Origin of the sequence: Bifidobacterium avesanii, assembly GCF_009299475.1 — a bacterium.
In the GTDB taxonomy this organism is placed as follows: Bacteria; Actinomycetota; Actinomycetes; order Actinomycetales; family Bifidobacteriaceae; genus Bifidobacterium; species Bifidobacterium avesanii.
Map to the genome: position 1 here is coordinate 1 of NZ_WBSN01000022.1, position 25,636 is coordinate 25,636.

20 protein-coding genes, 2 pseudogenes and 1 CRISPR repeat array are annotated in these 25,636 nt (G+C 62.9%); of the genes and pseudogenes, 6 read left to right on the forward strand and 16 right to left on the reverse strand.

Translation table 11 applies throughout. The features are described 5' to 3' along the window. A pseudogene (locus DSM100685_RS09315) lies at nt 1–498 on the reverse strand (iron permease); the annotation flags it as partial. A gap of 595 nt (nt 499–1,093) precedes the next feature. Beyond that, the gene (locus tag DSM100685_RS09320) at nt 1,094–2,479 is read right to left on the reverse strand and encodes an MFS transporter (protein ID WP_152351071.1); all 1,386 of its coding nucleotides are present in this window, start codon (nt 2,477–2,479) and stop codon (nt 1,094–1,096) included. A 366-nt stretch (nt 2,480–2,845) separates the two neighbouring features. On the opposite strand from DSM100685_RS09320, the pseudogene DSM100685_RS09325 reads away from it, so the two are divergent. The 4 genes and pseudogenes from DSM100685_RS09325 to DSM100685_RS10985 form a co-directional block, all read left to right on the forward strand. Further along, nucleotides 2,846–3,199, forward strand: a pseudogene (locus DSM100685_RS09325) (FAD:protein FMN transferase); the annotation flags it as partial. A gap of 453 nt (nt 3,200–3,652) precedes the next feature. After that, nucleotides 3,653–4,351: an FAD:protein FMN transferase gene (locus DSM100685_RS09330; protein WP_420837384.1), complete on the forward strand. Its 699-nt coding sequence runs from the start codon at nt 3,653–3,655 to the stop codon at nt 4,349–4,351. A 290-nt stretch (nt 4,352–4,641) separates the two neighbouring features. Further along, the gene (locus tag DSM100685_RS09335) at nt 4,642–5,445 is read left to right on the forward strand and encodes a class I SAM-dependent methyltransferase (protein WP_163201118.1); all 804 of its coding nucleotides are present in this window, start codon (nt 4,642–4,644) and stop codon (nt 5,443–5,445) included. Between the two features lie 375 nt (nt 5,446–5,820). Continuing rightward, nucleotides 5,821–6,351, forward strand: a complete 531-nt coding sequence (locus tag DSM100685_RS10985) for a DUF2510 domain-containing protein (RefSeq protein ID WP_239512737.1) — start codon at nt 5,821–5,823, stop codon at nt 6,349–6,351. A 113-nt stretch (nt 6,352–6,464) separates the two neighbouring features. Here the strand turns inward: DSM100685_RS10985 and DSM100685_RS09345 are convergent, their stop codons facing one another. From DSM100685_RS09345 to DSM100685_RS09355, 3 genes are all read right to left on the reverse strand, one after another. Beyond that, nucleotides 6,465–7,163 (reverse strand): hypothetical protein, encoded by a 699-nt coding sequence (locus tag DSM100685_RS09345; RefSeq protein WP_152351073.1) that lies wholly within the window; start codon nt 7,161–7,163, stop codon nt 6,465–6,467. Nucleotides 7,164–7,192: 29 nt separating this feature from the next. Next, nucleotides 7,193–8,815 carry an amino acid permease gene (locus tag DSM100685_RS09350; protein ID WP_420837383.1) on the reverse strand — a complete coding sequence of 541 codons (1,623 nt, stop codon included), beginning with the start codon at nt 8,813–8,815 and terminating at the stop codon, nt 7,193–7,195. A 351-nt stretch (nt 8,816–9,166) separates the two neighbouring features. Then, nucleotides 9,167–9,655, reverse strand: a complete 489-nt coding sequence (locus tag DSM100685_RS09355; protein ID WP_152351074.1) for a hypothetical protein — start codon at nt 9,653–9,655, stop codon at nt 9,167–9,169. Between the two features lie 1,006 nt (nt 9,656–10,661). Here DSM100685_RS09355 and DSM100685_RS11225 point away from each other — a divergent pair. Beyond that, nucleotides 10,662–10,835, forward strand: a complete 174-nt coding sequence (locus DSM100685_RS11225; protein WP_204314363.1) for a BrnT family toxin — start codon at nt 10,662–10,664, stop codon at nt 10,833–10,835. Next, entirely contained in the window at nt 10,816–10,944 is a 129-nt protein-coding gene (locus DSM100685_RS11105; RefSeq protein ID WP_275576238.1) for a hypothetical protein, read from the forward strand. The genes DSM100685_RS11225 and DSM100685_RS11105 overlap by 20 nt, the downstream gene beginning before the upstream one ends. A 471-nt stretch (nt 10,945–11,415) precedes the next feature. Here the strand turns inward: DSM100685_RS11105 and DSM100685_RS09365 are convergent, their stop codons facing one another. From DSM100685_RS09365 to DSM100685_RS09410, 11 genes are all read right to left on the reverse strand, one after another. Beyond that, the gene (locus tag DSM100685_RS09365) at nt 11,416–11,625 is read right to left on the reverse strand and encodes a helix-turn-helix transcriptional regulator (protein ID WP_152351075.1); all 210 of its coding nucleotides are present in this window, start codon (nt 11,623–11,625) and stop codon (nt 11,416–11,418) included. Continuing rightward, nucleotides 11,615–11,776: a hypothetical protein gene (locus tag DSM100685_RS10780; protein WP_163201116.1), complete on the reverse strand. Its 162-nt coding sequence runs from the start codon at nt 11,774–11,776 to the stop codon at nt 11,615–11,617. Before DSM100685_RS10780 ends, DSM100685_RS09365 begins: the two co-directional genes overlap by 11 nt. A 673-nt stretch (nt 11,777–12,449) precedes the next feature. After that, a CRISPR array of direct repeats spans nt 12,450–13,942; the repeat unit is 29 nt; unit sequence GGGATCATCCCCGCCTACGCGGGGAACAC. A gap of 119 nt (nt 13,943–14,061) precedes the next feature. After that, nucleotides 14,062–14,415 carry a type I-E CRISPR-associated endoribonuclease Cas2e gene (gene cas2e / locus DSM100685_RS09370; protein ID WP_152351076.1) on the reverse strand — a complete coding sequence of 118 codons (354 nt, stop codon included), beginning with the start codon at nt 14,413–14,415 and terminating at the stop codon, nt 14,062–14,064. 15 nt (nt 14,416–14,430) lie between these two features. Then, nucleotides 14,431–15,396 carry a type I-E CRISPR-associated endonuclease Cas1e gene (gene cas1e / locus DSM100685_RS09375; protein WP_152351077.1) on the reverse strand — a complete coding sequence of 322 codons (966 nt, stop codon included), beginning with the start codon at nt 15,394–15,396 and terminating at the stop codon, nt 14,431–14,433. A gap of 2 nt (nt 15,397–15,398) precedes the next feature. Then, nucleotides 15,399–16,103: a type I-E CRISPR-associated protein Cas6/Cse3/CasE gene (gene cas6e, locus DSM100685_RS09380; protein ID WP_152351078.1), complete on the reverse strand. Its 705-nt coding sequence runs from the start codon at nt 16,101–16,103 to the stop codon at nt 15,399–15,401. A gap of 12 nt (nt 16,104–16,115) precedes the next feature. After that, nucleotides 16,116–16,877 (reverse strand): type I-E CRISPR-associated protein Cas5/CasD, encoded by a 762-nt coding sequence (gene cas5e / locus DSM100685_RS09385; protein WP_152351079.1) that lies wholly within the window; start codon nt 16,875–16,877, stop codon nt 16,116–16,118. 2 nt (nt 16,878–16,879) lie between these two features. Next, complete coding sequence (cas7e, locus tag DSM100685_RS09390) at nt 16,880–18,013, reverse strand: type I-E CRISPR-associated protein Cas7/Cse4/CasC (RefSeq protein ID WP_152351080.1); 1,134 nt, start codon at nt 18,011–18,013, stop codon at nt 16,880–16,882. A gap of 46 nt (nt 18,014–18,059) precedes the next feature. Next, a complete protein-coding gene (casB, locus tag DSM100685_RS09395; RefSeq protein WP_152351081.1) occupies nt 18,060–18,683 on the reverse strand; it encodes a type I-E CRISPR-associated protein Cse2/CasB in 624 nt (207 codons plus the stop codon). A 2-nt stretch (nt 18,684–18,685) separates the two neighbouring features. Continuing rightward, entirely contained in the window at nt 18,686–20,374 is a 1,689-nt protein-coding gene (casA, locus tag DSM100685_RS09400; RefSeq protein ID WP_152351082.1) for a type I-E CRISPR-associated protein Cse1/CasA, read from the reverse strand. A gap of 249 nt (nt 20,375–20,623) precedes the next feature. Further along, nucleotides 20,624–23,770, reverse strand: coding sequence for a CRISPR-associated endonuclease Cas3'' (locus tag DSM100685_RS09405; RefSeq protein WP_163201113.1), 3,147 nt, complete (start codon nt 23,768–23,770; stop codon nt 20,624–20,626). Then, on the reverse strand, nt 23,767–25,602 hold the full coding sequence (locus tag DSM100685_RS09410; RefSeq protein WP_152351083.1) for an SWIM zinc finger family protein: 1,836 nt from the start codon (nt 25,600–25,602) through the stop codon (nt 23,767–23,769). The genes DSM100685_RS09405 and DSM100685_RS09410 overlap by 4 nt, the downstream gene beginning before the upstream one ends. Between the last annotated feature and the right edge of the window lie 34 nt (nt 25,603–25,636).

Sequence of the window (25,636 nt, forward strand, 5' to 3'; positions counted from 1 at the left end):
GGCGTCGAGCTGCTTGGCGGTGTCGTCAAGATCCGTCGTGAGCGCGTTGATCTGCTCCTCGAGCTTGGCGTCGTTGCCCGGCACGTAGGAGAGGTTCTGGATGCCCTGGAACGCCTGCTGCTGGCTCGACTGCTTGTCGGAGCTCAGCGAATCGCGCACCACGGCCGTGAAGTTGGAGGCCACGTAGATCTTGTTGTACGCGGACATGAACGCCGAGGTGGAGCCCGCGGTGTTGCCGGACTTGTAGGTGTCGAGGCCGTCGCGGAGCTGCTGGTCGATGGCCTTGGCCACGTCGGACCACGTGTCGTAGTCGGCGGCGGAGGCGGACGAGGAGGACGAGGACGACTCCCCGTCGGCGTAGGCGGGGGCGGCGGGCATCGCGAGCGTCGCGACCATCGCCAGCACGGCCGCGACCAGCGCGAAGACGGCCGCCAGCTTGGCGGCGACCCGTCCCATGCGCCTTCCCGGCTCGATCGACGACATGACAGCGCGCGACATAAACCCGTTCCTCTCCTTGGCTTTCCATGCTTCGCGGGCCCTGATGCGCGGCGCGGACGGCCGGCCCATAGCCCTGCGAACAAATCCAGAGAACAAAGGTAAGGGAGAAATCGAGGAAAAAACAGTCTTGTTTTTCAAATTTTTTCGGTGTATAGTGCCCCTTCTTTTTCGGACCGGGAGCGGGCACTCCCCGTCCGTCGCCGGCAAAAACGGCGGAATTCCGGGAATTCTCAACATTCCGGACCGGGAGCGGGCGCTCCCTGTCCGTCAATACCATTCCCGGTCCAAGAGGAACGTCACTCCCGGTCCGAAATGCCGCTCCCGGTCCGTTGGACGGACCTCACGCCCGGTTTCCGCCGTGCAATCCGGCGGCACCGGCCCGTATATCAGCCCGCCAGCGCATCAACCCGTCAATCCGCTCCTCCCCTGCCGGACAGGGAGCGCCCGCGCCCGGTCCATAACTAATGAAAACGGCGGAATGGCGGGTCTCCCAGTAACCGGGACGGGGAGCGGGCACTCCCGGTCCGAAATGCCGCACCCGGTCCGTTGGACGGACCTCGCGCCCGGTCCGAGAATGTCGGGCGCCGGCGGGCGGTCAGCCCTCCAGCACGCGCGTCACCTTGCGCTCGTCGTAGAACGCGAACACCACGCCGCCGATGCCGCACAGCACCGCCGCGCACACCGCCGCGATGCGGTATCCCGCGCCCGACGCCATGCCGATCGTCGAAACGCCGGTGAACAGCAGCATCGCCACCGACTGCCCCATCTTCATCGCGAACGTGCGGGCCGCGTAGAACATGCCCTGACGGTCCTGACCGGTCACCTTCGAGCTGGCGTCGGCGATGTTCGCCACAATCGCCTGCGGCAGGATGCCGAACGCCGCCATCGGCACCGCGGCCGCCACGGAGAGGACCACGCCCTGCGCCATCGCGGGAAGGACCGCGAGCGCGCCCGACCCGAGCGCCGCCGCATACGCGAACGCGCAGGTGAAGATCACGAACGCGCCGAGCAGCAGCCGCTTCTTGCCCACGCGCCCGGCCAGCATGTTCACCGGCACGTAGAACAGCACGGAAACGCCGGTCATGAGCACGAAGTACACGGTGGTGGTGGCCTCGGGCAGCTTGAGCAGGCTGGTCACGAAGAACGGCAGACCGGTCTGGAACGTGGTCACCGCCACCCAGTAGACCACGTCGGAGCACACGAACTTGCGGAACTCGCCGTCGCGGAACGTCTGCCTAAGCGACTCGACGGTGGATTCGCTTGTCGGCTGGGATTTCACATACTCGCGCTCGTCGATCGCCATCACCGGCACAAGCATGCACACGAACGCCGCGGCGGCCATGATCGTGAAGGTGAGCCGGATCGCGTTCACGCGCCCGAGCGCCGGCACGAACGCGCCCCACACCACCGGCGCCACGTACGCCACGGCCGTGCCCACCACCCATGTGAACGAGATCGCGGTGGAGATATTGAGCTGCTGCTTGGAATCGTGCCCCAGCTCGGCGATGAGCGCGTTGTACGGCGTGCAGTAGAACGTGAGCGCGATGTAGTACCCGATCACCGTGACGAACAGGAACGCCGCGTTCAGCCAGCTGGTGCCGTCGATCGGGCTCCAGAACACGAGCACCGTCACCACGGCGAGCGGCAGGGACGCGAACTTGAGGAACGGGATGCGCCGCCCGGCCTTGTTGGTGCTGCGGTCGGAGAGCGAGGCGACCGCCGGGTCCACGAACGCGTCGAAGAACCGCGCGAACGCCGTGATGCCGCCCACCACGGTCACGATGCCCAGCACCACGAGCCCCTGCGGCACGAACACGGTCTGTCCCTGCGCGATGGTCTCCTGATCGGGCTGGTAGAAGTACACGAGCCAGTTGGAGATGATGCCGGACAGCAGCGCCCAGCCGAACTGCCCCACCGCGAACGCCCACACCTTGCCGCCGGGCAGGTCCTTGACGGCTGCGTCCGCACCCGTTCCGCTCATGTTCCGCCTCCTTGAAGCATTGCCGCGTCGCCTTCGACGCTGCGCTCATCCTAACACGCGCCGCTTGCGGAGCATCGGCATGCGGCGGCATCTGCATAGTGTGCAGCAGATTCGGCGGTTCGTGGACACCTATTCGCATAGTGTGCGGCACCGCATTCTCTCGCATCTGCCTTCCACCGGTCTCCGTCCGCCCTTCATCGGGCCATTTTCCGGGCATTTCGGCATCGTCCCGCCCTATTTTCGCCGTTCCGTCACGGACCATCTGCTGCACGGAACGCAGATAGATGTCCGCAGCTCCGCCAAAGTGCTGCACACTATGCGAATACCCATGCCCGCCTACAATGCCGTCGTATGAACGTGCCTCCCATGAGCGATCCAAGCCGACCGACGCAGGACGCATCATCGCCCCGCACGGCGGCGCCGTCCCACATCGCCGCGTTCCCCCGCGCGCTGGGATGCGGCATCCTCATCCGCAGCGCCCGGCCGATCGACGCCGAACTACACGCGCGCATCACCTCGTTCATCGAAGCCTATGAGGCCGCGCTGTCCCGTTTCCGCCCCGATTCCCTCGTCTCCGCAATGGCCCGCGCCCCGCACGGCGGCACGTTCGACTTCCCCGAGTGGACGCTCGCGCTCTTCGAGTTGTACGACCGACTTGTCAACGCCACCGATGGCGCCATCGACCCCTGCGTCGGCGAGGACCTCGTCCGCCTCGGCTACGGCGTCGAGCTCGGCGACGCTTTCCGCAACGGAACTTCCTCGGGCTCCTCGGGCAACGCGAACGCAACGACGCAACGCAACGCCATGCCATCCCAAGCGCCGCAGCCTCTGTCCCCTCCAACCACGCATGCGGAGTCGCCGGACCGCCCGGCATCCGAAGACCCAATCCCGTTTTCAGAAGCCGGCGCCCACCGTGGGCACAATGTGCCCACAACGTGCCCACAACGTCACCACCTCAGCGCAAGTCCCTCCGCCTCCCCGCATGCCGACCGCGCGGCCACCCAACCCGTTCCACTTCCAAGTCCCGTTTGCCGCACTCACGCCGCATCCGCAACATGCCCGCAATGCTCCCAGCCCGACGCGGACTTTTCCGGTTTATCGCACGCAGCCTCACGCGCCGATCGCGCGTGCGCGCAATCCCAACCTTCTACCGCCATGCAACAGTCCACACCCATGTCCCGGAAGCCGAATCCCGCGCCGCCAACGTGGGATTCCCTCGCCCGGCGCGACGCCACCCGCCCCACGTGGCCGACGGACGTGGAGCGCCACGGCACCACGCTCGTCACCCGCCGCCCGGTGTGGTTGGACTTCGGCGCCGCCGGCAAGGGCTATCTGGTCGATCTCATCGCCGCCATGCTGCACGAACATGGCCACGACTCCTTCGTCATCGACGCAGGTGGAGACCTGCGCGTCGAAGGGCTTGGCTCCGACCCCGCGCACAACGCCGAACCGTTGCGCATCGCCCTCGAGGACCCGGCCGACGCCATGCGCGCGATCGGGCTGGCGGCCATCGGCGGCGGCTCGCTATGCGCGTCCTCCCCCAGCCGACGCCACTGGGCGGGCGCGCATCACCTCATCAACGCACTCGACGGCCGTCCCGCCAACGACGTGGCCGCCGCGTGGGCATTCGTCGCGCACAAGACCACGGCCGACGCCGCAACGCTCGTGGCATCCACAACAACCGAATCCGCGCCGCACGAGTTTTCCGCCGCCGCATACCCCACCGCCCTCGCGGACGGGCTCGCCACCGCCCTGTTCGTCGCCGATCCAACCGCATTACGCCACGCGTTCCCCTACGAATGCGTCATCCTCGACGTCGACCGCACCGCCCGCCGCTCCCCGGGTTTCCCCGGAACGATCTTCACCCGCTGAATGCGAACCCCGAACGCACAATGCGAAACAGGGGCCGGCGGAAACGCTCCCCACCGGCCCCTGCGTAGTGCAATGTTCGATTATTGGTTGCGACTACGGAACCTTGACGTTCAAGAGATCGGACGGTCCATGACGATAAGCCGTCCGCAACCCGATTCCTTTCGGCGGCATTACCCGCATCAAGTTCACGGTCGAAGCCATCGCTTCCTCTCAGCCCTATCGAGCTCCCGTTTGGTTGCGATTCCATCTTGCAATCGGCCATGGACCGCAGCCCGCCTACACTAGGCGTCATGGGCAGCAACACGCATAACACGCAATTCCACGGCAAGGCGCGGGCATACGCCGCCGCCCGACCGGGATATCCCGCCGAGGCGCTGAACTACGTCGATGCGCTGATCCGCGGCATCGATCCCGCACCGCAATCGAAAACTCCAGCCGTCGCGGACATCGGCGCGGGAACCGGCAAGTTCACCGTACCGCTGGCGGAACTCGGGACGCCGGACGGACTGTCGGTCTTCGCCGTCGAACCCGACCCTGACATGCGCGGCGAACTCCTCGCGCGCACCGCGCAACTGCCCAACGTGACCGTGCTCGACGGTACCGCCTCGCACACCGGACTGCCCGGCCGCAGCGTGGACGCGATCACCGTCGCGCAGGCCCTGCACTGGTTTTCGCCCGCCGATTTTTCCTCCGAATGCCGCCGCATTGCGCGTGGTGGCCGCTACCTGCTCATCTCCCTGTACAACGTCACATCGTTCGACTCGGCACTCAAAAACGCGGAACCCACCAGCGCAAAGCCCACGGACGCAAAGCCCGTCGAACGCAAACTGTCCGGCAGCATCCAGCACTTCCGCGAGACGACCGCCGCGTTCTTCCGCCATCCCGTCGTCCGCGAGTTCCCCAACCCCATCCGGTACACGCGCGACACATGGCGCGCCTACATGGACTCCCACTCGCACAGCCCACTGCCCGGCAGCCCGGAGTATCCCGTGCATCGGGCCTGGGTCAACGCCGTCTTCGACGAGCGCGCCATCGACGGCATCCTCGCCGACGACACGGTCTGCATGGTCGCCAGCGAACTCATGCCGGCATAGAGGCTCATGCGCGCCGACGAACATGCGCGGCGAGTTGATCGAGCCGGTCCGACCGGACCACTACCCGCCCTTCCGAGGGCAGATTTCCGGCATTGCGAACATCTACCCGCCCTTCCGAGGGCATCCCGGCAAGCGTATATGGTGCGATCAGCCGCCCAAAACCGCATCATTGCGTCGTCAGAAGGCGCAAAACCGTCGCTATGCCGCCACGCATCCGCCCTAGGAAAGGCGAGTAGATGTTCACAACGTCCCAAATCCGCCCTCGAAAGCCGGAGTAGGCCGGAACTCAACGGCGGAACGATCCCGGCGCACGCGTGTGGCGCGCATACGGGCCAGCGGGTACGGTGGAAGGTGTCGCCAAGAGAAGGAGTCATCATGGCAGATGCACCGCAACCCGGCTGGTACCCCGATCCCGATCCGGCGGGCGCCGGCACCCGTCTGCGCTGGTGGGACGGCGCCCAATGGACGGAGCGCACCATGCCCGCCCTCCAACAGTCCCAGCCGCAGGATCAGGGCGGCGCCGGCAACGCCTACGCGCAGGCCGACTACACGCAATCCAACTACGGTCAGAACCCCTACGACCAGAGCACGGCTCAAAGCACGGCCCAGAACGCCCAGTACGGCTATGCCCAGCAGGGATACGCCCAGCCCTTCCACGGCCCGGCCTCCTACCTGTCCGACACCGACCGCAATCTGCGCCTCGCCGCGTTCGTGCTCAATCTGCTGAGCACCATCGGCACCGGCTGGCTCATCATCCCCCTCGCATGGATGGTCCCCATGACCGTCCACAGCTGGCGCCTGTACAAGGGCGAGCGCGCCAACACCACGGCATTCGCCGTGTGCGACCTGATCTTCTGCAGCGTGATCGCCGGAGTGCTGCTCCTCATCAGCCAAAAGGAGGAATAGCAGGGAATCGGGCGGCTGAGGCTGCCGACGGTTGGACCGACGGTTTGAGCCGACGGTTGGACCACCGGCAGCTCAACAGCCCACAACCCAGCCGGCGCGATTCGAGCCGCCCGTCATCCCATGCCGCCGTCGATCCACACCCATCCGCGCTCGGCCTTCGCATCGTCCGGCGCCCACGCGAGCAGATCCTCCCATCCGGTCGTGGCGCCGGCGCCGAGCCCCGTATCCGCGGAGTTTTTGCCGCAGGTGAAGTCGGTGCGGAAAATGGCGACCCGGCCCATGCCATACCGGTCGATCGCCGACGCGAAGGACGACCCCGAGCCGGGATCGTCCTTCACCGCCCGCCGCTCCTCGTCCAACCGTCCATTGGACCACCGCTCGTCATAATAAATCCGGTTGATCGCGCAGCCGGTGTACGAACGCTTCTGCCGGCGCAGCAACGTAACCGCGTCGTCCATCTGCGCGCCCGTGAATTTGGAGCTCTCCGAGACCTCGACGCGCAGGTGGCTCATATTCGCCGGCCGGTTCGGCACCCATATGCCGAAGTACGCCATCAACGCGCCAACGATCACAAGCACCGCCATCGCAGCCGATTCACACTGCGCCGTCCGCGCCCGATGCGTCTGCCACGACCGATCGCCGCGGGCAAACCACCCACGTAGCCCACATAGCTCACGCAGCCCACGCCATTTACCCCGCCCATCGCGATCGGCACGCCCCTCATGCGCGTCCGATTTGCCCTTCGCAGCCGGCTCGCCGGGTTCCTCACCGTCGTTCCCGGACATTCCATGCATCCGCCGCATCCCGCTCATGGCTCCAGCATAGGGCCCAAGACCTCGGATTATCGAAGCAAAATCATCGAACCCTTCCTCCGCGCCCGCGCCGCCGCGAAATACACCGCATAGCACGCCGCGATGAACACGAGCTCCGCCACGAGCGCGAACCGCTGCGACTCGTCGAACACCACGAGCACGAACGACGCCGTGCAGAGGACGAACGCCGCCCACGACACCCACGGATACCCGGGCGTGCGGTACTTGAGCTCGCCCACCGTGCGCCCCTCGGCCAGCCACCGGCGCCGGAACACGATCTGGCAGTAGGCGATCGCGATCCACACCACCACCGCGGACAGGCCGGAGAGCGCCACGAGCACCAGATACACCGTGGACGCCGCGATCACGCTCGACAACAGCGCGAGCAGACCGCCCGCCATGGCCGCGCACAGGGCGAGCATGGGCACGCCGCGCCGGTTGGTCTTGGCGAACCAGCGCGGGATCATACCCTCGTTGCCCATCGACCACACCATGCGCGTGGACGCGTACAGGCCGGAGTTGGACGCCGACAGCACCGCCGTCAGGACCACGAAGTTCATGATGTCGCCCGCGTAGGGAATGCCGATCGAGTTGAACACAAGCACGAACGGGCTCTCGCCCACGCCCGCCTCGCGCCACGGAATGAGCGCGCACATCACGGTGATCGAGCCGATGAAGAACAGCACGAGCCGCCACAGCGTGGTGTGGATGGCCTTGGGCACGGCGGTCTCCGGGTCGCGCGTCTCGCCGGCCGTCACGCCGATCAGCTCGGTGCCGGAGAACGCGAAGTTGACGGTGAGGATGGTGGCGAACACCGGCATGAAGCCGTTCGGGAAGACGCCGTCCTTGACGAGGTTGCCGAACAACGGCGCGTGCTGGTACCCGGCGATCGGAATGATGCCGAAAATGGCGAGCAGGCCGATGCCGATGAACGCGCAGATCGCGAACACCTTGATGCTGGCGAACAGGAATTCGGCCTCCGCGAAGAACCGCACCGAAAGCGCGTTCGCGGTGAAGATGAGCACGATGCACGCGGCCGACCAGATCCATGTGGGAGTCTCCGGAAACCAGCGCTGCATGAGCAGCCCCGCCGCGGTGAATTCGGAGCCGAGCGCCACGGTCCACGTGAGCCAATATTGAATGGCGACCACGAAGCCGGTGGCCGGTCCGATGAACCGCTCGGCGTACACGTGGAACGACCCGGTCACGGGCATGGCGACCGACAGTTCGCCGAGCGTGAGCATCACGAGGTACACGATCAGCGCGCCGATGCCGTACGCGAGGATCGTGCCGATGGGCCCGGCCTGCTGGATGGTGTACCCGGAACTCAGAAAGAGCCCGGTGCCGATCACGCCGCCGAGCGAGATCATCTGGAGGTGTCTCGACTCCATGCCGCGCTTGAGATTGGTGTGGAGGGCGTGGCGGGATGCGGCGGATTCCGCTCCGGAACGCTGCCGGTCTTGCTCGGAGACCGCGTCGGCGTCTGCCGCAACAACGGATTCCGGCCGGGCATGACCGTCGGAGGCGGCGGTTTGGTTGGTGGCACCGGCACCGGCCGTGCCGGCCGCACTAGCTGCGTCGGCTGCGCTGCCTGCGCTGGCCGTATCGGCCGTTTGGACGGTTTCGGGTCGCGTCTGTCCCGGCTGGCTCATGATTCTGCTTCTCCCGATCATTACTGGCGTTCGGCGCATACCGGCCCGCTCACCCTTGTGGCGGCCTGAGCGCCCCGAACAGTATACGCGCCGACCACCGCGCGCGGAAGAGGTCTTTGGAAGAGGACCGCGGGCATGGCTTCCGTGGCCCTGCGCCTTCCACAGTTGCCACGTTCCGCAATCCGGCCACGCGCACGGACGCCATTCGCGTCTTGCCGCGCCTCCCCTCAAGCAAATCGCCCTCGCTCGCCGCGCACGAAGCACGTACTATGGTTTCTCGATCAGCGCTTCCGAAAATCACCTTCGCCCGCCGCGCACGGAGGCTTTCGTCCGTCATCCCGCGCGAAACGATTACTCCGCCGCGGCATCGATCACCGGCCGGCCCCCGATCGGCCCATGCAGCGTCACCAGCGCGGACGCATACGACGCCACCGCCGCGCAACCGCCGCCCCCATCGACCTCGCTTCCGTCCGCCACGCCCGAGACCAGTCGCAACCGCACTTGCGCCGCATCCTCCTCGGTCTCAATCCGATACGCTTCGCACGATCCGCCCATGAAGTACACCCGCAGCGCCGTGTCCGAGACCACCGCGTAACTGCTCATCCTCTGCGCGCGCTCGTTCCGCAGCGGCCCATCCGCGAGCGCCACGTCCCCGTGCTCGCCCGCCAGCGGATCCTCCACGCGCGGCAGCTCGCCCGAGCCGCCATTCGCATTCACCGTCCACGGCGCCAGCCGATCCGCCGACCAGTACCGTTCGGTCTCGCACCGTTCCTCCGGCGAGACGCCATGCGCCGCCGATCCGGAAGCGGCGTCATGTGTATCCGCGGAGTCGTCGGGCAATCCGGCGCATGCGCCTTCCCCACCTGCGTCGCCGGCATTGCCAGTGCCACCAGCTTTTGCCCCCGAACTCGAACTGGCGCTTGGCGGCGCAGGATCAACGGCAGCCGTAGCCGGTCCCGCCGGAACGGACGACGTCCCCGCCGATACTCCGCATCCGCCCAGCACCGCGGCAACCAGCACCGCACTTGCCACCGCCACGATTGATCTTCGAGCAACCCGTCTCCGCGCCCATTCCGTGCAATCTTCCCGATTCATTGCCTCTCCTCGCCGCCTCGTTGCGCCCTTACGGCCATGCTAGCCGATTTCTGACCTAATGATCCGGATAAAGCGACAAATGACACCCGCCAAATCGGTGGAATTGCAATGCGTCGCCACTGGAAAATGCCTCGCTTTCCCAATGTATTAGGTCAGAAATCGCGTGGCGGGCACGTATAGTGATTCCAAAAGCGATTCTGCGCCCGATGGCAAGCCATCCGGCGACAATGCACAGTTCAATCCGCTCCGATCTGATCAATCAATCTCTTCGACTGGCGAGGACATGATGCAGAACGCATGGCACGACACCGGCATCACATAAACCGACTGCTGGCAGAGGCTCAGCCTCCCCACATGCAAGCCCATCTCACAGACCTGTGCAAGACGCCCCGCACGTCCGGACAGTCGAGACCGCAGACAGGTACCATCTGACAAAAACGCCGGCCGGACTGTCCGAATAACCCAGAGACAACTACGGGTACGAGATCAGTCGCAAGCAGATAACCGATTGGCTGCGACGCGGGAAACTGCCAAGCGGAAAGCCGGTCAAGGATGGCTACTGGGCGTTCAATATCCGTGAGGTTCTGACGACGGCACTTATGGAACAACCAAATTCACATTAAAATTATATTATTAACATATCAAAGTCGGTGATGATGGAGTCCGAATACAGCCCAATCACAAGCGCGAAAACCCCGCCAAACACGGCGTCGACTTCGAACAAGCCCAGAGTCCCTGACTCGACCCCGACTTGCTCAGCATCAAACTCAACTACCCCGCCGAAGAACGCTGGCTGTCCATCGGCATCATGAACGGCATGCACTGGAGCACCATATGGACGCCCCATAACGGCAACACCCGAATCATATCCGTCAGACGATCACGAGAAAAGGAGGTCGAAGCATATGAAGACCAAGACCGATGAGGAACTCGACCGCATCTTCGACGACGGCGAGGAAGACGTCCTCCAGTACGCCGACATGAGCACCGCACACAGGCCCAAGCGGGAGAAACTGCGGGCCATGAGCGTGTAACTGCCCGAATGGCTCGTCGGAACCCTCGACCACGAAGCAAACCATGGGCATAAGCCGCTAAGCCGTCATGAAGGTGTGGCCCACCGAACACGCCGACAGCCTCCAAAACACCTGACGCGAAAAACAAAATCAAGCGGAAGCAGGCTACCACCACCCCACGGCATGCCCTCGTATCGAGATAGCTATGAGGACCTACGGAATACATTCCTAGGTCCTCATTCATATCCATTCACACGGCTTGCGTGCCCGAGAGAACTAAAGGACCATCGCCGGAGGGCGAGGGTGTGGTACCGCAAATACGCTGAGAAGGCGGGGCCACCGCGGATTCGAATCCCGCCCAAGCCACTACGCCTGTAGTCGCTCAACGGCAGAAGCAGCCCGATAAGGGATTACAGTGCCGGTACCGAATCCAGCCTACGGGCACAAAACGCAGAACGGCGCTCACGATGATGTTCGCGAGCGCCGTTCATACTATTCGTCGGTCTTGTGCTTGCGCGGCCTTCCTCCGCCGACGCCGCGGCCGGGGCGGTTGGCGTTCCACTCGTCGATGGTCGATGGAAGCCAGCCGCGGGTCCGGCCGATCAGGGCGTCGGGCTCGGGCAGGCGGAGACTCAGGAGTGCGCCCTGTGTGATGCCGAGGCGTTCGGCCACCTGCTTGACGCCGAGGTATTCAGTCGTCATCACGGTCTCCGAACAATCCGAGGGTGAGGCAGTCGAGGCCCGCGGCGATGGCGAACAGGGCCGTGATCCACGGCGCGAATCCAACGAACGCGCTGGCCGCGGCGCACAGCCCGGCCGCGAGCCCTATGATTCCCCATGTTTTGCTTTTCATGGCGTTTTGCGGGATGATGAGTGGACGGGGTTCTGGACGCTACCATCGTCCGGAACCCCTATCGTTTAGCCCTTGTGCCTAGGTCGGGACTTGGGCTTGCGATCTTGGCGCTCGGTCAGCCATTTGAGGATTTCGAAAAGGAGTTTTCCGAATCCGCAGGCCACGGTAGCGAGCGCCGCTATCGCCGTGATCCACTCGGCTGTCATCCCGTGCTGCTCCTTTCACTCTTGACTTGTTGCCGGTCTTCCTTGTCAACATATCTATAGCAATACAATAACTGTAGGTATACAACTTGGGAGCACCACAACACGACTGGAATACCAACGATTCTGAGGTGCTCAATGGTCGCGCCAAGCCGACGCCTGCGCAAAGGCGGACGCCGATTCGAAAAGGACCGCAAAGCCTTCTTCGACAAATGCAAGACCACCCACGCCCCATGCTGGCTACGCGGCAACCGAGACCCCGCAACACCACTCAGCACACTCAGCCGACAATGGATCAACGCCTAAACCCACCACCGGGAGGGGCCAGCAAAATCCCAATACTCAAGCCCACCGGAACACTACCCTCATGCCCGTCCCAAGGGAAGAGTACAGATACAGTGCCAGAGGCGTCTGACGTGTCCGACTCGACACAGGCTAGTCGGACACGCCGGATACTGAACGGACTTGCAAAGATCATCCCCGACTACGCAGAGAACACTCCACTTGCGTGTCCTGCGGTTTCATCCACAGGGGATCATCCCCGCCTACGCGGGGAACACATGAGCCCGCTGTTCGCCGGGGCAGTGCCGCCGGGATCATCCCCGCCTACGCGGGGAACACATGAGCCCGCTGTTCGCCGGGGCAGTGCCGCCGGGATCATCCCCGCCTACGCGGGGAACACCACGTCGCGGCTGTACTTGTTGTCGAGGCCGAGGGATCATCCCCGCCTACGCGGGGAACACTAGGCCTTGTCCTCGACCACGCGGCCGGTCCCGGGATCATCCCCGCCTACGCGGGGAACACGCTGCGCCGGCGCATGCCATCGAGCCGTGCGAGGGATCATCCCCGCCTACGCGGGGAACACCACCCCCTCGAGGGGAATGCCGTCGCCGGACAGGGATCATCCCCGTCTACGCGGGGAACACGTGACCCGCTCCCACATGCCCCGGTCCTTCGAGGGATCATCCCCGCCTACGCGGGGAACACCATGGAGCATCGGGCCCCGGCCTCGACGGTGCGGGATCATCCCCGCCTACGCGGGGAACACCCGTTCAACGCGTCCATGACGGTTTTCACGAGGGGATCATCCCCGCCTACGCGGGGAACACGACGGCATGGAGATCCGCACCATCGACAGCGTGGGATCATCCCCGCCTACGCGGGGAACACGAAGCCGCGCCGCTTGGTCTGGGTTCCGTCCGGGGATCATCCCCGCCTACGCGGGGAACACGTCCGACACGCCCGTGCATTTCGACGCGGGCAGGGATCATCCCCGCCTACGCGGGGAACACGGAGTGATGAGCATCCGCGTCTTCGACTACCCGGGATCATCCCCGCCTACGCGGGGAACACTCCTCGATTTCGTCGGTGATGATGCTCACTGGGGGATCATCCCCGCCTACGCGGGGAACACGACTGCACGAACTTGGTCACGGCCTGCACCACGGGATCATCCCCGCCTACGCGGGGAACACGCCGCGCCGTTCATCGCGATCCCCTTGGAAACGGGATCATCCCCGCCTACGCGGGGAACACTGGCGCGTTTCAGGCCGGCAAGGCCCACGTAGGGGATCATCCCCGCCTACGCGGGGAACACCGTCTGGTCGATCGGATTGCCCGCTGAATCCCGGGATCATCCCCGCCTACGCGGGGAACACTCGACATGGTGCCCACCGAGGGAATCATCCGCGGGATCATCCCCGCCTACGCGGGGAACACCCCGAAGCCGTCGGATGGCCCACGGACGCGCAGGGATCATCCCCGCCTACGCGGGGAACACAAAGGCAGGGTCGGCTACAACGACTGGCGCACGGGATCATCCCCGCCTACGCGGGGAACACATGTGCGGCACATTGGCCGGCAGCGACTCGTGGGGATCATCCCCGCCTACGCGGGGAACACTCGCCGGCGATCTGGCCGCCCCAGTCCCACCCGGGATCATCCCCGCCTACGCGGGGAACACACTTCGTAATCATAATGATTCCAATGGATATCGAAGCTGCGCTACTCCATTTTCATTCACTTTGCCGGCACTCGCTAAGCGCGGAGACGCTATCCGGGCAAGGTCGCAGAACGGCAACCTCATTGGTATTTACGCGCCGATCTCCATTTGCTGGCATTACTCCAACCCGGACGACGGGAATTGGATTCGGGAGCCTCCTTTCCTTTAGGTCGTTTGATAAGCTCCAGCCCATCGCAATCCACCGGAATCCAATCAGCATGATGAATCCGGAACGCGAGGTGTTGCTCATTGCGCGCGGAATACACCATGATTGCCCGCCCATCCCGCACCAATCCAACAATCCGCTCCCACAGTTGATCCCGAACTCTGGCGCTGATATGACCGACGAAGACACCAGCCGATATTTCCAATAACCATCGGGTCAGGTCACCGCGAAGGCCCACGGGACAGGCGGTCAGCACTATCACCACCATCGCATACGCCCCTTTTCACCATTCCTCATCGTCGAAATCATCGTCACCGTAGGAAACGCCGGCAGCCACTTCGCCGGTCTTCTCGTCCCACAATCCCACATGATCGGCATCCGCATCATCATCGGCGTCGGACCTGCCAAGCAGTCCGCGGATATCCCGGGTCATGCGCTTCATGATGGACAGATCGTATACGGCGTCACGCATCCGATGCCGTGTGGCGGAACCAATGTCATCCGGCTCCGCCGCGGCGGTTTCAAACGCCACCGGAATGGACAGCTCCGCCTTGTAAAGATCCGCGACATCGTATACAAATGATCGTTCATGGCCCACGTGGACGAATCCCAATCCCGGGGAACAACCAAGAGCGACAATCACCGAATGCGCCAGACCATACAGACAGGTGTGCGCTGCGGACAGGGCCTTGTTGATTTCGCTGCCGGCTGCGAAATCCGCGTGGTCATAGGTTCGCTTGTCCCATGTCACACCAGTACGTTTCGCACATTCCCTGTAGACGCGACGCACGCGGGCGCCTTCGCGTCCACGCAATTGCTGCATCGTCAGGCAACTCACATCCTCATCCGGGAAACGCATCTGATACATCGCCCGGGCCACGGCCAGCCTTGTTCTGGCATTGGAGACCAATCTCGCCTGCGCCTGAAGCAAAGCCGAGGAATGCGTCAACGGTTTGCCGAACGCGTACATGCGGACGCCACGTTCTCCCACCCAAATCACCGTTGCGCCATTGTCGCCGATCACCGTCATCGCCTGATGGGTGACGGAAGTGCCGGGGCCAAGCATCAATACGCCCAATGCGGCTGCGGGAACATGGACGATTCCCGTTCCGTCGATGACCGTGATGGCATTGTCCGAACGGTTGATCACGCAATGTTCGAAGTACGCGAACGACATACGGTCCTCCGCCCGGACCAGTTCGCCGAGCTCGGGTGGAGGCGTTCCGGGAACCCGATTGCCGCCGCTCATGATCACTCCGGCTGCACCATGAGCGGGGCCACGGTCATCAGACCGCATCCGAAGCCTTTGGCCCTGCCCAGACCGTGGCACAGCGTCCGGCGGAACAGGTCGGCATCCGTCACCTCCAATTGGCCGTCGAACACCGCCGTCGTCAGCGTGATGGTTTTTCCTTCGCGGCCAAACCGTTCCTGATGACGCTGACTGACCACCACCGAGGGATCTCCGCCATCATCGGGGATGATGGCGAAACCATGGGCGGCCGCCCGGGAAACCAGCCAGTCGCGTTGTTGGGCGGCCGTGACGTGTCCTTGGATTTTGCCCACGACGCCCTCGCCATTCGCTTTAGGACGTCGTCCTTTATCCGCGAGCGCCTTGCGCGCGGGATTGGCCCGCAAGCGGAATTGCCACCGTTGGCCAACGGCAATCCGTGAAAGCAGCGGTGAGTAGTCCTTGCTTTCCCACTCCATATGCGTGGGCCATCCGGCCTGCTCGATGATATGCGCAAAATCCGGCGCCTCGGGACTGACCACGTACAGCCAGACGGTGTGATCCTGCGTCAACGTGTCCAGTCGCCAGAGAATGCGCCCATCGTCCCCGTCGCGTACGCTGCCCGGCGGAAACGCGCTCTCAACCGCCGCATGCATGCGATATGGCGATCCCACCAATTGCCGGGCACCGATTCTGGCCATATTAAGTGGCACTCGTGAAATGAACATAGTTGTACACTCCTAGGCAAAACTCAGGGGATCGGCGTCGCCGTTAAACGTCGGTGGTTCGTCAATCGCCGAAGGCTTTCGACCCACGACAGCCGATCCCGCACCGACGCTGCCGGGATTATCGATGCGATACCGATGGACTGCACGGCCGGCGTAGCGCCTATCCTTCTGGCTGAAGGTCACGGGCAGGTCCGGCTGTGTCAGGAATGGCTCGTCGTCCCTAGCATCGCAGACGATTTCCAGCTGCTGGTCCGGATACCGCCTCATATACCACTTCGAGGCATGCCACGGCTCCCGTTCCAATGCCTGGCGAACATCGTTATATTCGTCATGGACGCCCAACGTGACCGGAAACTCGGGAGGACAGGATCGCCTTCCCAAATACAACGGCCATCGCGGCGTGCGCAGGGCATGGTCCAAGCCCTCAAGCATCGCTTTCTCGGCTTCCACTGCCGCCAGAAAACGGGCGTCAGCCAGATAATACCGATACGTCAGCGGCATCACCTTCTCGAAGTCGCGCGAATTGCGTTTGCGGGACAGGGACTTCTCCGTTTGGAAATCCTGCATGATTCGACCACGCTGCTCCACCCGCACGCCAAACCGCAAGCCAAGCAGATCCTCGATCGGATCCTCCCGCGTACGTCCTTGTGCCGAGGCCAACAGACCGATCACGGCGCTTTTCGTCGGCTCGGTGCGCGTCTCGCGCCGCACGAATCGCGACGAATCGCCCCACGATTGCATCGGGCCCGCGAGCTGCAATAGCAATACGCTCATGATCACTCCTTGGACAGCGCCTGCGTCAGAGCGGTCTTCAGTTCGGCCTTCAGCTCCGGGAACGATACATGCACGCTCACGGCGTCCAATTCGGGAACGGGCTCATCCGCAGTGATGTTCCACGCTTGCCGAGGCTGCTCACCGTACGCCGACTGCACATAGGCCAGCTTGCGGCCCAGCCGAGCGGCCGCCTGCCGGGAGATCGACGTCCCCTCCTGTGGACGCACGGGATCCTCAAAGGCGTCAACCACATTGATCGGCTGGTCATCCCGGATCATCACCACGCACGCGGTGGGCAGCGTGCGGTTGGCAAAAGTGTTCTGTTTGCCCGTCGGCATGGACCGAATGAACGCCTCCACGAATGCCGCGGCACCCTCGACTGTCGCCGCCGCATCCTGCAGCTGGTCATGGAGGGCGTTCACATTCAACGTTGCGTACCGGTACAGCGTGGACGAATTGAAACCGACGGTATCCAGCATGGCGGCGCCTGCATTGTCGTCCGAAGCGCAGTCATCCACGGCGGTGAAGTAATCATACTCAGGCGTGATTTGGTCCACGGAAATCGCGTGCGCAACCTGAGCGGATGCGTCGGTGTTGAGATCCGGCGCGTCGGCCAGCATACGGCCGAACAGCGCGATATCCACGGCTTGGACGCCATGGAACACGGCGTCGATCTCCTTCTTCATCGCCGCGGTTGGCTTGGATGCCGCATCGACGCCCGCATCCTGCCAAGTGATCGCCACATCCGCCAGCTGGGCGATCTCACGATGCGCGATGAAAATCAGATAATCCGTGGACAACGTGCCCTTGTCTTTGCCCGCACGATCCGACTCCTTGATGTTCACGCCGGTGGCGGACAACGCGCATTTGGCCAGCGTCTCCGCGTCCTCGATGAGATCGGGCCTCTTGGCAATGATCGAGTCGCGAATCAGGGATACGGCGTTCTTGGTACGCACACCAAGGCGGCTGGAATCCAGCAGAGAGGGGAACATCTCCCGCATCGCGCGTTTCCAAGCCTGCGAGGAGACACGGGAGCGCAATACGCCGCCATATCGGGCGACTTTCGGGCTGCCGGTGTCATCGCGGTTGATGTTGCTCGGCGGCACATTCTGCAAATCGTACAGATCAATGAACATGGTCCTGTCCTTCCGGGTTTATGGTGAATCGTTCGTATATGTGGGTTTATTGGGTAATTGCGGACTTGGAGTAGTAGTCCATGCTCCAACGCTGGAACACGTCCTCGCGAGCGTCCGGGAACTGGACCTGATAGAGATCTTGGGCCAAGGAGCGGTAGTCGAGCACAATCGCACCGTCACCGGCTCCTCGCATCAGCATGATCAACGCCCGTACGCTGCGCACCACGCCTTCGAAATCCGGAGCGGCTTCGGCGGAGGAGAGATTGCGCTGCACTCCGCCAGCGTGATCCAAGTCCGGATCGATGAGACGGCATGCGCGTCCAAAAGTCATGCGCTTCGTACGGGCGCTCTCGGCGTTTTGGGCGACCCCGCGGCTACGGGACTGCTGATGCAACGCATAGAGCTCCAACGTGGTTTTCAATGCACGAAGTGCGGCGGGATCCTCATCCGGGGATGGCAGGTTTTCCGGCCATCCCTCAAACAGGTCTCCGCCGATCAGCATCCATGCCGGCGCGCCGCCGTCCAAATCGCGTCTGAGACGGGCCAACGCGGCCCTGGAACGCGGAGTGCCGCCATCCCTTTTGGTGTATTCGTTCTGCAGCCGAAACACCTGTTTGTTGACGAAGAAACCCAGCTCCTTCGCCGCATCGCGAGAGAAGAACCGTCGCATCGTCATTCTCCTTCCTTGTTGTCCGGGCCGATGCCCAAATACTTGTTCAGACCGCCCAGAAACAGCTGCGTGGCGCGTGCAACGCTCATCCGGCCCATTTTCCCGATGTCACGTTCGACGAACATCGGCGCATGGCTATCAGTCAGATATTCCCAGCCAATGTCGGTCAAAGTCCGGTGAATGTCGGCCCGCCAAAGGTTGCCATAGGACTCGTAATCCTTGTCCGCGGTGAAGCCGGCCAGACGATCACGAAACAGCGCGTCGAGCTGCGCATAGGCGTTTTCACGAACATGATCGGAAGCGGCCTGCGCCCGACCGCCGGATGCGCGGTCACCGGCAACGGCGGCCAGATTACGCACATAGCTTGTAAGTACGAGGTCCACCGCCGCACGCGTATCGTCAATGATCTTCACCACGGTGTTGATCGCCGGATAATCCGCGCGCGAGAAGGCCAACGGCAATGTCAGCACGTCGTCGACGCCGGTCTCGTACACACTGCTTTGAGTTCCGTACGTCATGCCTTGCGTGTGGATTGAGAACGAGGCGAGAACGTGCTTATCCGAATCAAGGCACCCCGTACGCTGCAGTTCCTCGACCCATCGGATCACACCCGGACGCAGATCTCTGTCGCCAACCGCGATCATCGGGCCCAAGCCGCGCCACAGCGCCTTGCCCGCATCATGGGTGACCGGCATTAGCGGCGGAGTCGACAATCCCAGCTTTTTCTGCTGGGTTGGACTTATGCGCCAAGCCGTCATCTGCTCGCAGCTATCGGTGTTATATGGGGCGATGACGTCGCCATAGCAGTTCACGATGCCGATGATGCGCGAACCATCATCGTTCGGCACCAGACGCAGACGCCGGGATTGCAGAGTCAGCGCATCCACCGGGCCGGTGAATGACGCGCGAACCGTCAGGTCGGGGCCGGACGGTTCATCCAGTTCCCAAGGCGGCACATCATCCTCGTTGCCGAACAGCCGATTTTCGTCGTCAGCGGTGTCATACAGGCACCAGTTCAACATCAGTGTCTGGAATAACGTCTTGCTCTCGACCATAACCGGTCCAAGCGCTCCCAGCCAGCCGGTACCGGCCATTCCCTTGGGGGCATACACCTTGCCTTTGTTGACGTGAGTGTTGCCAATCACGGGGGTTTTGATTCCCGCCGTGTCATACGCCTGCAGGAACAGGAGCCAACGCGCGGCTTCAGCAAGACCGATGGATTCCAAAGCTCTCGGCGAACGCATGGAAAATAGGAATTTATCCGGTTTGGGTACATCGGCGATCATTTCGCCAACCGGGTCATATTTCTTCTTGCCTTCATACGCCAAACCGGGAACCTGATAGAACGGATGCTTGGGATCCAGCAGATAAAAGCGATCGTGGAATTCGTCAAGATACTCGTCGATTTCATTCATGCTGAACGTCTCGGCGTTCCAAAGAAACTTCCATAATCTTCGCGTATCGCCCCGCGTGGCTTCCGGATCGCAATATGCGCAATACAGGATTGCCACCAACAGCCGGATCATCGGTACGCTTTGCTGAGACAGATCGCCGGCAATCGAACGAATGCGTGGCGCTTCCCGGAACACCTCGCGCAAGGACAGTTCTCTGAAGCTCCCGTCTGAGAGCACACATGGCACCCATGGGTTGTCAAGAAGGTTGAACCGTCTCGAAAAAGCAGCGCTGCCCATTTCGCAACCAGTCCTTTCCACCGTCATCTACGACGGTTCCCGGTTGATCTGATAAGTTCAGCATAGCACGCATATACAAAATCAGCAACGTGGAAAAGGAAAGGTGTGATTTGATTGCTGAATCCCTGCATACGCAGGGAACACGTCACACCTTGCCTTATCCACAGGGTCATCCCTCAGTAGAGGGATAAATCCCATCATGAGCCCAAGCCCCGACCCGCCGCTCAATAGCATGTAGCACTACATGCACTACTCGGCCTTCGCCACGCCGAGCCCGCCGACCCGGCTATAGCTCACATCAAATCCATTGACGCGAGCATGCAACACGCCGTCTCCGTCTTCTTCCAAAAACAGAGTCAACCGGCCGGCCAGCCAAGGCGAGTCCGCCCACAGCAAGGTTTCGTCGCCGCAGCCGCGTTCCAGCTCGTCAATCAGCGCGTCGATTCTGTCGTAGCCACTCATCTTCGCCGGCAGCCGCACCGAGCATTGCGAGACGAGCAGCGCCAAGCGATCATCCGGTATCGAACCCGTGGGCACTTCAGCGCCCAGCTCAATGCCATGCGAGGGATCGCCAATCCAAGGCAGCAGCCGGACGGTCTCGCCGCAACGTCTCAACAGCATGACCTCAACCGTTTCCTGCGTGTCACGAACTGCGCGCTGGCCCTTATCGTCGTCGGCGTCATCAAGCGGACTATGCTTGAACCAATCGGTTAGGGTGTCCCGGTTGTCATCCATGCCGCGCAACGATTTGATCCGGTAGGAATGCGCACGCAGACGCTTCTTCTCCCATTCGCCGGAGCGGTGATCGACCGCCGCCGCATACGATTTCCGCCACGATTCGGGAATCGCGCCAATCGCCCGATCGCCATAGGCCCGCCGCACAAAGGCCGCGATGTCCCCTGGCAGATGCGCGGTCATCGTCGAGGACAGCGATGCCAACCCCATGACGCCCAGGGTCTCCATCAGTGATGCCTCCTCATATACCGCCTTGACATCGCCGTCATATCGAGGCTCGGCCTCGCCATCCCATGACTCAATCCCGCGGATATAACAGGTTGCCGTCTGCAGTCGAAGCGGTCGATCGCACTGCTCGTCGCCTCGAACATGACGATGCACGCGGCCAAGACGCTGCATGAGCAGATCCACCGGCGCAATGTCCGTAACCAGTGCATCGAAATCGATGTCCAGCGACTGCTCCAGCACCTGCGTGCCTACAACGACCAAACGTTCAGGGCGGCGACCGTTCGCGCGGGTGCTGCGGGGTCCGAGCAGTTCACGCAATTCTCGCTCGTTGTCCATGCGGTCCATGTCCACGAATCGGGAATGCGTCAGCCGAACTGCATCGGAGCCATAGCGCGCGGACAACAGATCCGCCGCATGTTGCGCGCGTCCGACTGCATCGCATATGACGCCAATGCAACCTCCGCTTTCAAGCAGACCGTCAAGCAGCGCGATCAGCGACTCGTCATCATCCGGCATGAGACGGCATGACACCTGTAGAGATCGCCCGGATGGGGCAACGGGCTCCGAGCGCAATTGCGACCCGGACGAATAGGTAATCATCGGATATGCCGACGTTTCTTCACTCGGTTCCCGAATTGCCGACGCAGCTGGAGCAACCGCCGCCATTCCACGTCGCCTGCGACGACGGGGATGAACCGGCAGCTCGCTCACACCATCCGCCAATCCCACCGACGCCGTAGACTGGTGTTGTTGTTCGCCGACGGACCGCCCGCGCAGATACGCCTCCGCCATCTCCCGCCTCTGCCGTTCCGGCAGCGTGGCGGACAGCAGCACCACCGGCGCGCGAAACCCACCCAGCCATTCAAGGATGCGTTTCAGATACTCCTGCATATAGGCGTCGTACGCATGGCACTCATCGATGACGACGACCTTGTTGGCGAGCGCCAGTTGCCGGAGCACGACATGCTTCATCTGCAAGGCGCCCATAAGCACCTGATCCACGGTGCACACCAAAAAATTGGCCAGAACACCTTTCTTCCGCCCCCACATCCACTCGGACACCATGGTTTCCGGCGTGACCTTTCCCCGCACACCTCCGCCGCAGGAATCCGCATCCGGGTCAATCGACGACATCGCACGACGCGAAGCCGCGATGATGCCTCGGAACTCCTCGTTAAGCCGGGCCTTGCCGTGAGCGAGCCAGATTGTCTTGTCGTCTTCCCCATCAGGTGCGGGCAAGGCGTCAAGCCACTCATGCACCCTGCCGAACATGGCGTCGGTGGTCGCCATTGTGGGCAACGCCACGCAGATTCCACCGCGCCCGGTGCGCCGGGCCAGCAACTCCGCGGCTGCGAGCGCGGCTTCGGTTTTGCCCTCGCCCATCGGCGCCTCGATGATCATCAAGCCGGGCGCCTCTACCGTTCTCGCAAGCCTTGCCGCCTCACATTGCACAGGCCGAGGGCTAGCTCCCTCCGGGAGTTTGAATCTGGACCGAAACCACTTCCCCAGATCTTCGGGATTGTCAAGGCTCATATCGGGAGCGCCGGGAGCGGAACGCCAAGGCTCGCACAGATGCAGGTTGCTCCACGCACGCTCGGCGCGCGCGTTCAGTCCCTCCCACGAGTGCACATCATCGCAGCCGCCGTCATCGCAGGACAGCGCAGTCAACGTTCCGGGAACGGGAATCAAAGGGAACAGACCCTCGTCGCCGTTGCTGGCCATCCAGTCGGCCATGACGACCAGACCGGTCAGCAGCGATTCGCTTTCGGCGCTCAGCCACGTTGCTCCCAGAGTCTCAACGAGCGACGCGGACAGACCGGCTCGTTGAATGACGAATTCCAGCAGCTCGCCCTGAACGGATTGCCATAGCCCTTGCGCCGCTTCATCCCACCCCATACGAATGAGTTCGCCGAGTCTGGCGTCCTTTATTTTGCAGTCTTCGGACGGCGTACCGTGGTGTCCGCCGATCACGCTCGCATATGATCGCGCAACATCGCTTTTCCACCCGTATGTCTTGCACATGTACCATTCGAAGATGGCCTGCCCGGCTATCGGATGGGACGGCTTGTTGAAGTTGGCGAAATCACGTCTGACCGGCAGTCCTGCGCGCTCCGGCAGCCACGCCAGCGACTCCGGCGATCCGCCATTCGCCGGCTCGAAGCGAATCGGCTTGGCCTGGAAGACCGGCGTGGCCTTCCCAACGTCGTGGGCGCCGGCAAGCATCAGATACACGGCACGGGCCTGATCCACACCGCTCACGTCACGCGCGATCACCTGTTTCGTACCATCCGGCACCCAATGGCCCCAAATGCGTTCAGCCATCGCAATCGAGTCCGCCATGTGAACGTACAGCGGCAGCCACCAATCACCGTCAAGGCGATTTGTTTTGCCCCACAGGGATCGAGCCTGCTCGGGAAGATCGACGTTGCTCATATCAGTCCTTTCAACGCCACCCTGAGATTCGTTCGACGAGGGTATCGCGCAACCAACGAACGCGCGTATTCGGCCACCCATGCACTTCCCATAAACGATCTGGCCCTGCGCAGGCGATCGGCGGCGTTGCGATATTCGGCACGCGGCACCGCACCCACGAACGCGCGATCGCCCTCGTACGGCTTGAGCAGCAACTCGGTTGCCTCGCGTGGATGTGCGGTGGCGATCATGCCGTATAGCCGATCGATCGTCCCGGGGACCTTGGCACAATATTCCAGCGCCTGGCCGGCCATATGTTCCGATAGCAACAGGTATTCGTACGCACGATTTTCGCCGGCCCGCCACCGGCATGCCGCCACGATGCCCGGCAGCACGCGGTCCCGCCACCGCCGGCCGCCCGACAACGCCCGCAGTCGATCAACGCATTGTTTGTCGTTTTGCAAGGCGTCATCCTCCAGCCATGGGATACGCACTTCGCCGTGCACGATGATCTCCGTATAGAGTCGTTCCAATTCGTCCCGATCGCCGGAGTGCTGGGCGATCGCGATGAGAACCGTCGTCCAACCGTAAGGGAATGTACTGACTGGAAGCGCTTCGAAACCCCATCCCGCGGCGGGGTCTTTCGCCGCAAGCCGCATATGCCGCTCCACCAGCTCACGGGCCCGACCATAGTCGCCGACGAGCATTGCGCGGGTGACGGCGAACTTGGCCATCGTTCCATCCTCCAGATGCGCCAGTTCGTACCGCTGCACCCTGTTGCATTCGCCGGCGAGCGCCAGATCGTCATGCCGGAGAGCATGCAGATACGACCGCCACTCGCGTAAATCGGCACTGTGATTGGCGTCCGCGTCACGCTCCAATCGGGACAACGCCGCATCCGCGATGCTTCGCGTATGTAAATGCGCCGAAAACGACAGCAGCCCGGCGATCATATTGTCAACCACCTCGCTCTGCTGAGTCCGCGACGATGTGGCTTCGGTCAGCGCATCGGCCATCGAGCTCAGATCGGACGGTTTGGCATCCGCGTCCCGCGCGGCCTTTTCCATGAGCACCAGCACCTTCCGTTCCAGACGTTCGATGCAGTCGTCCGCGCTCTCCGAAGAACCTAAGTATTCCAACGCCTTGTCGGCGATGAGCATCACGGCGACCGCATTGCGCATGGCGGCGGCATAATCGCGCGTAGCCAGCGCATTGTCCAACACATCGTTCACACCGTCGAACGCTGGGATGATGTCCTCGCCGGCGGCGTAATCATCGTCCCAGCCGTCACCATCAACCTCCAACGCAGCCTGTACCGCGTTTTCCGCCATCCGACCGGCCCGTTCCAAGCTCAATGCGGGAAAATCGGCTCCGCCTGTCCCCCGATATGCATCGGCGTCCTCAGCAGCATGCGGATCCCATACCAGCCAAGGTCCACGACGACCGTACCACGAGTCGAAATAGGCACGTACCGCCCGATCGGTCTCGTCGCCCATAGGACCGGGCTCGTCCGGCAGATCTCCATCACCGGACTGCGACCGCGTGCCGCGTGGCAATGCGGTCTCATCATGAGAGCCGCCGGTTTCCCCGCCGGCCATGGCAAACGAAACGGCGGCGATGTGCTTGCATCGCTCGCCCGAGACGGCAAACGGACAAGTGCAACGCGACGACGCGAACCCGCCACTGGCATTCACACGCACCGTAACGTCATACAACGAGGTTCCCCGCACCTCCCCATGAAAGACGCCGGGAGCGATCTGATCCACGGTTTCAATGCGTCCCTCGCGCCAATACGCCTTCCCCCGCTCGAGGATGCGCGGTTCAAACAGGCTGGACACGGCCGAAAGCTCCATGAATCCACTGTAGCCAGCCGAAGCTACATCTTCC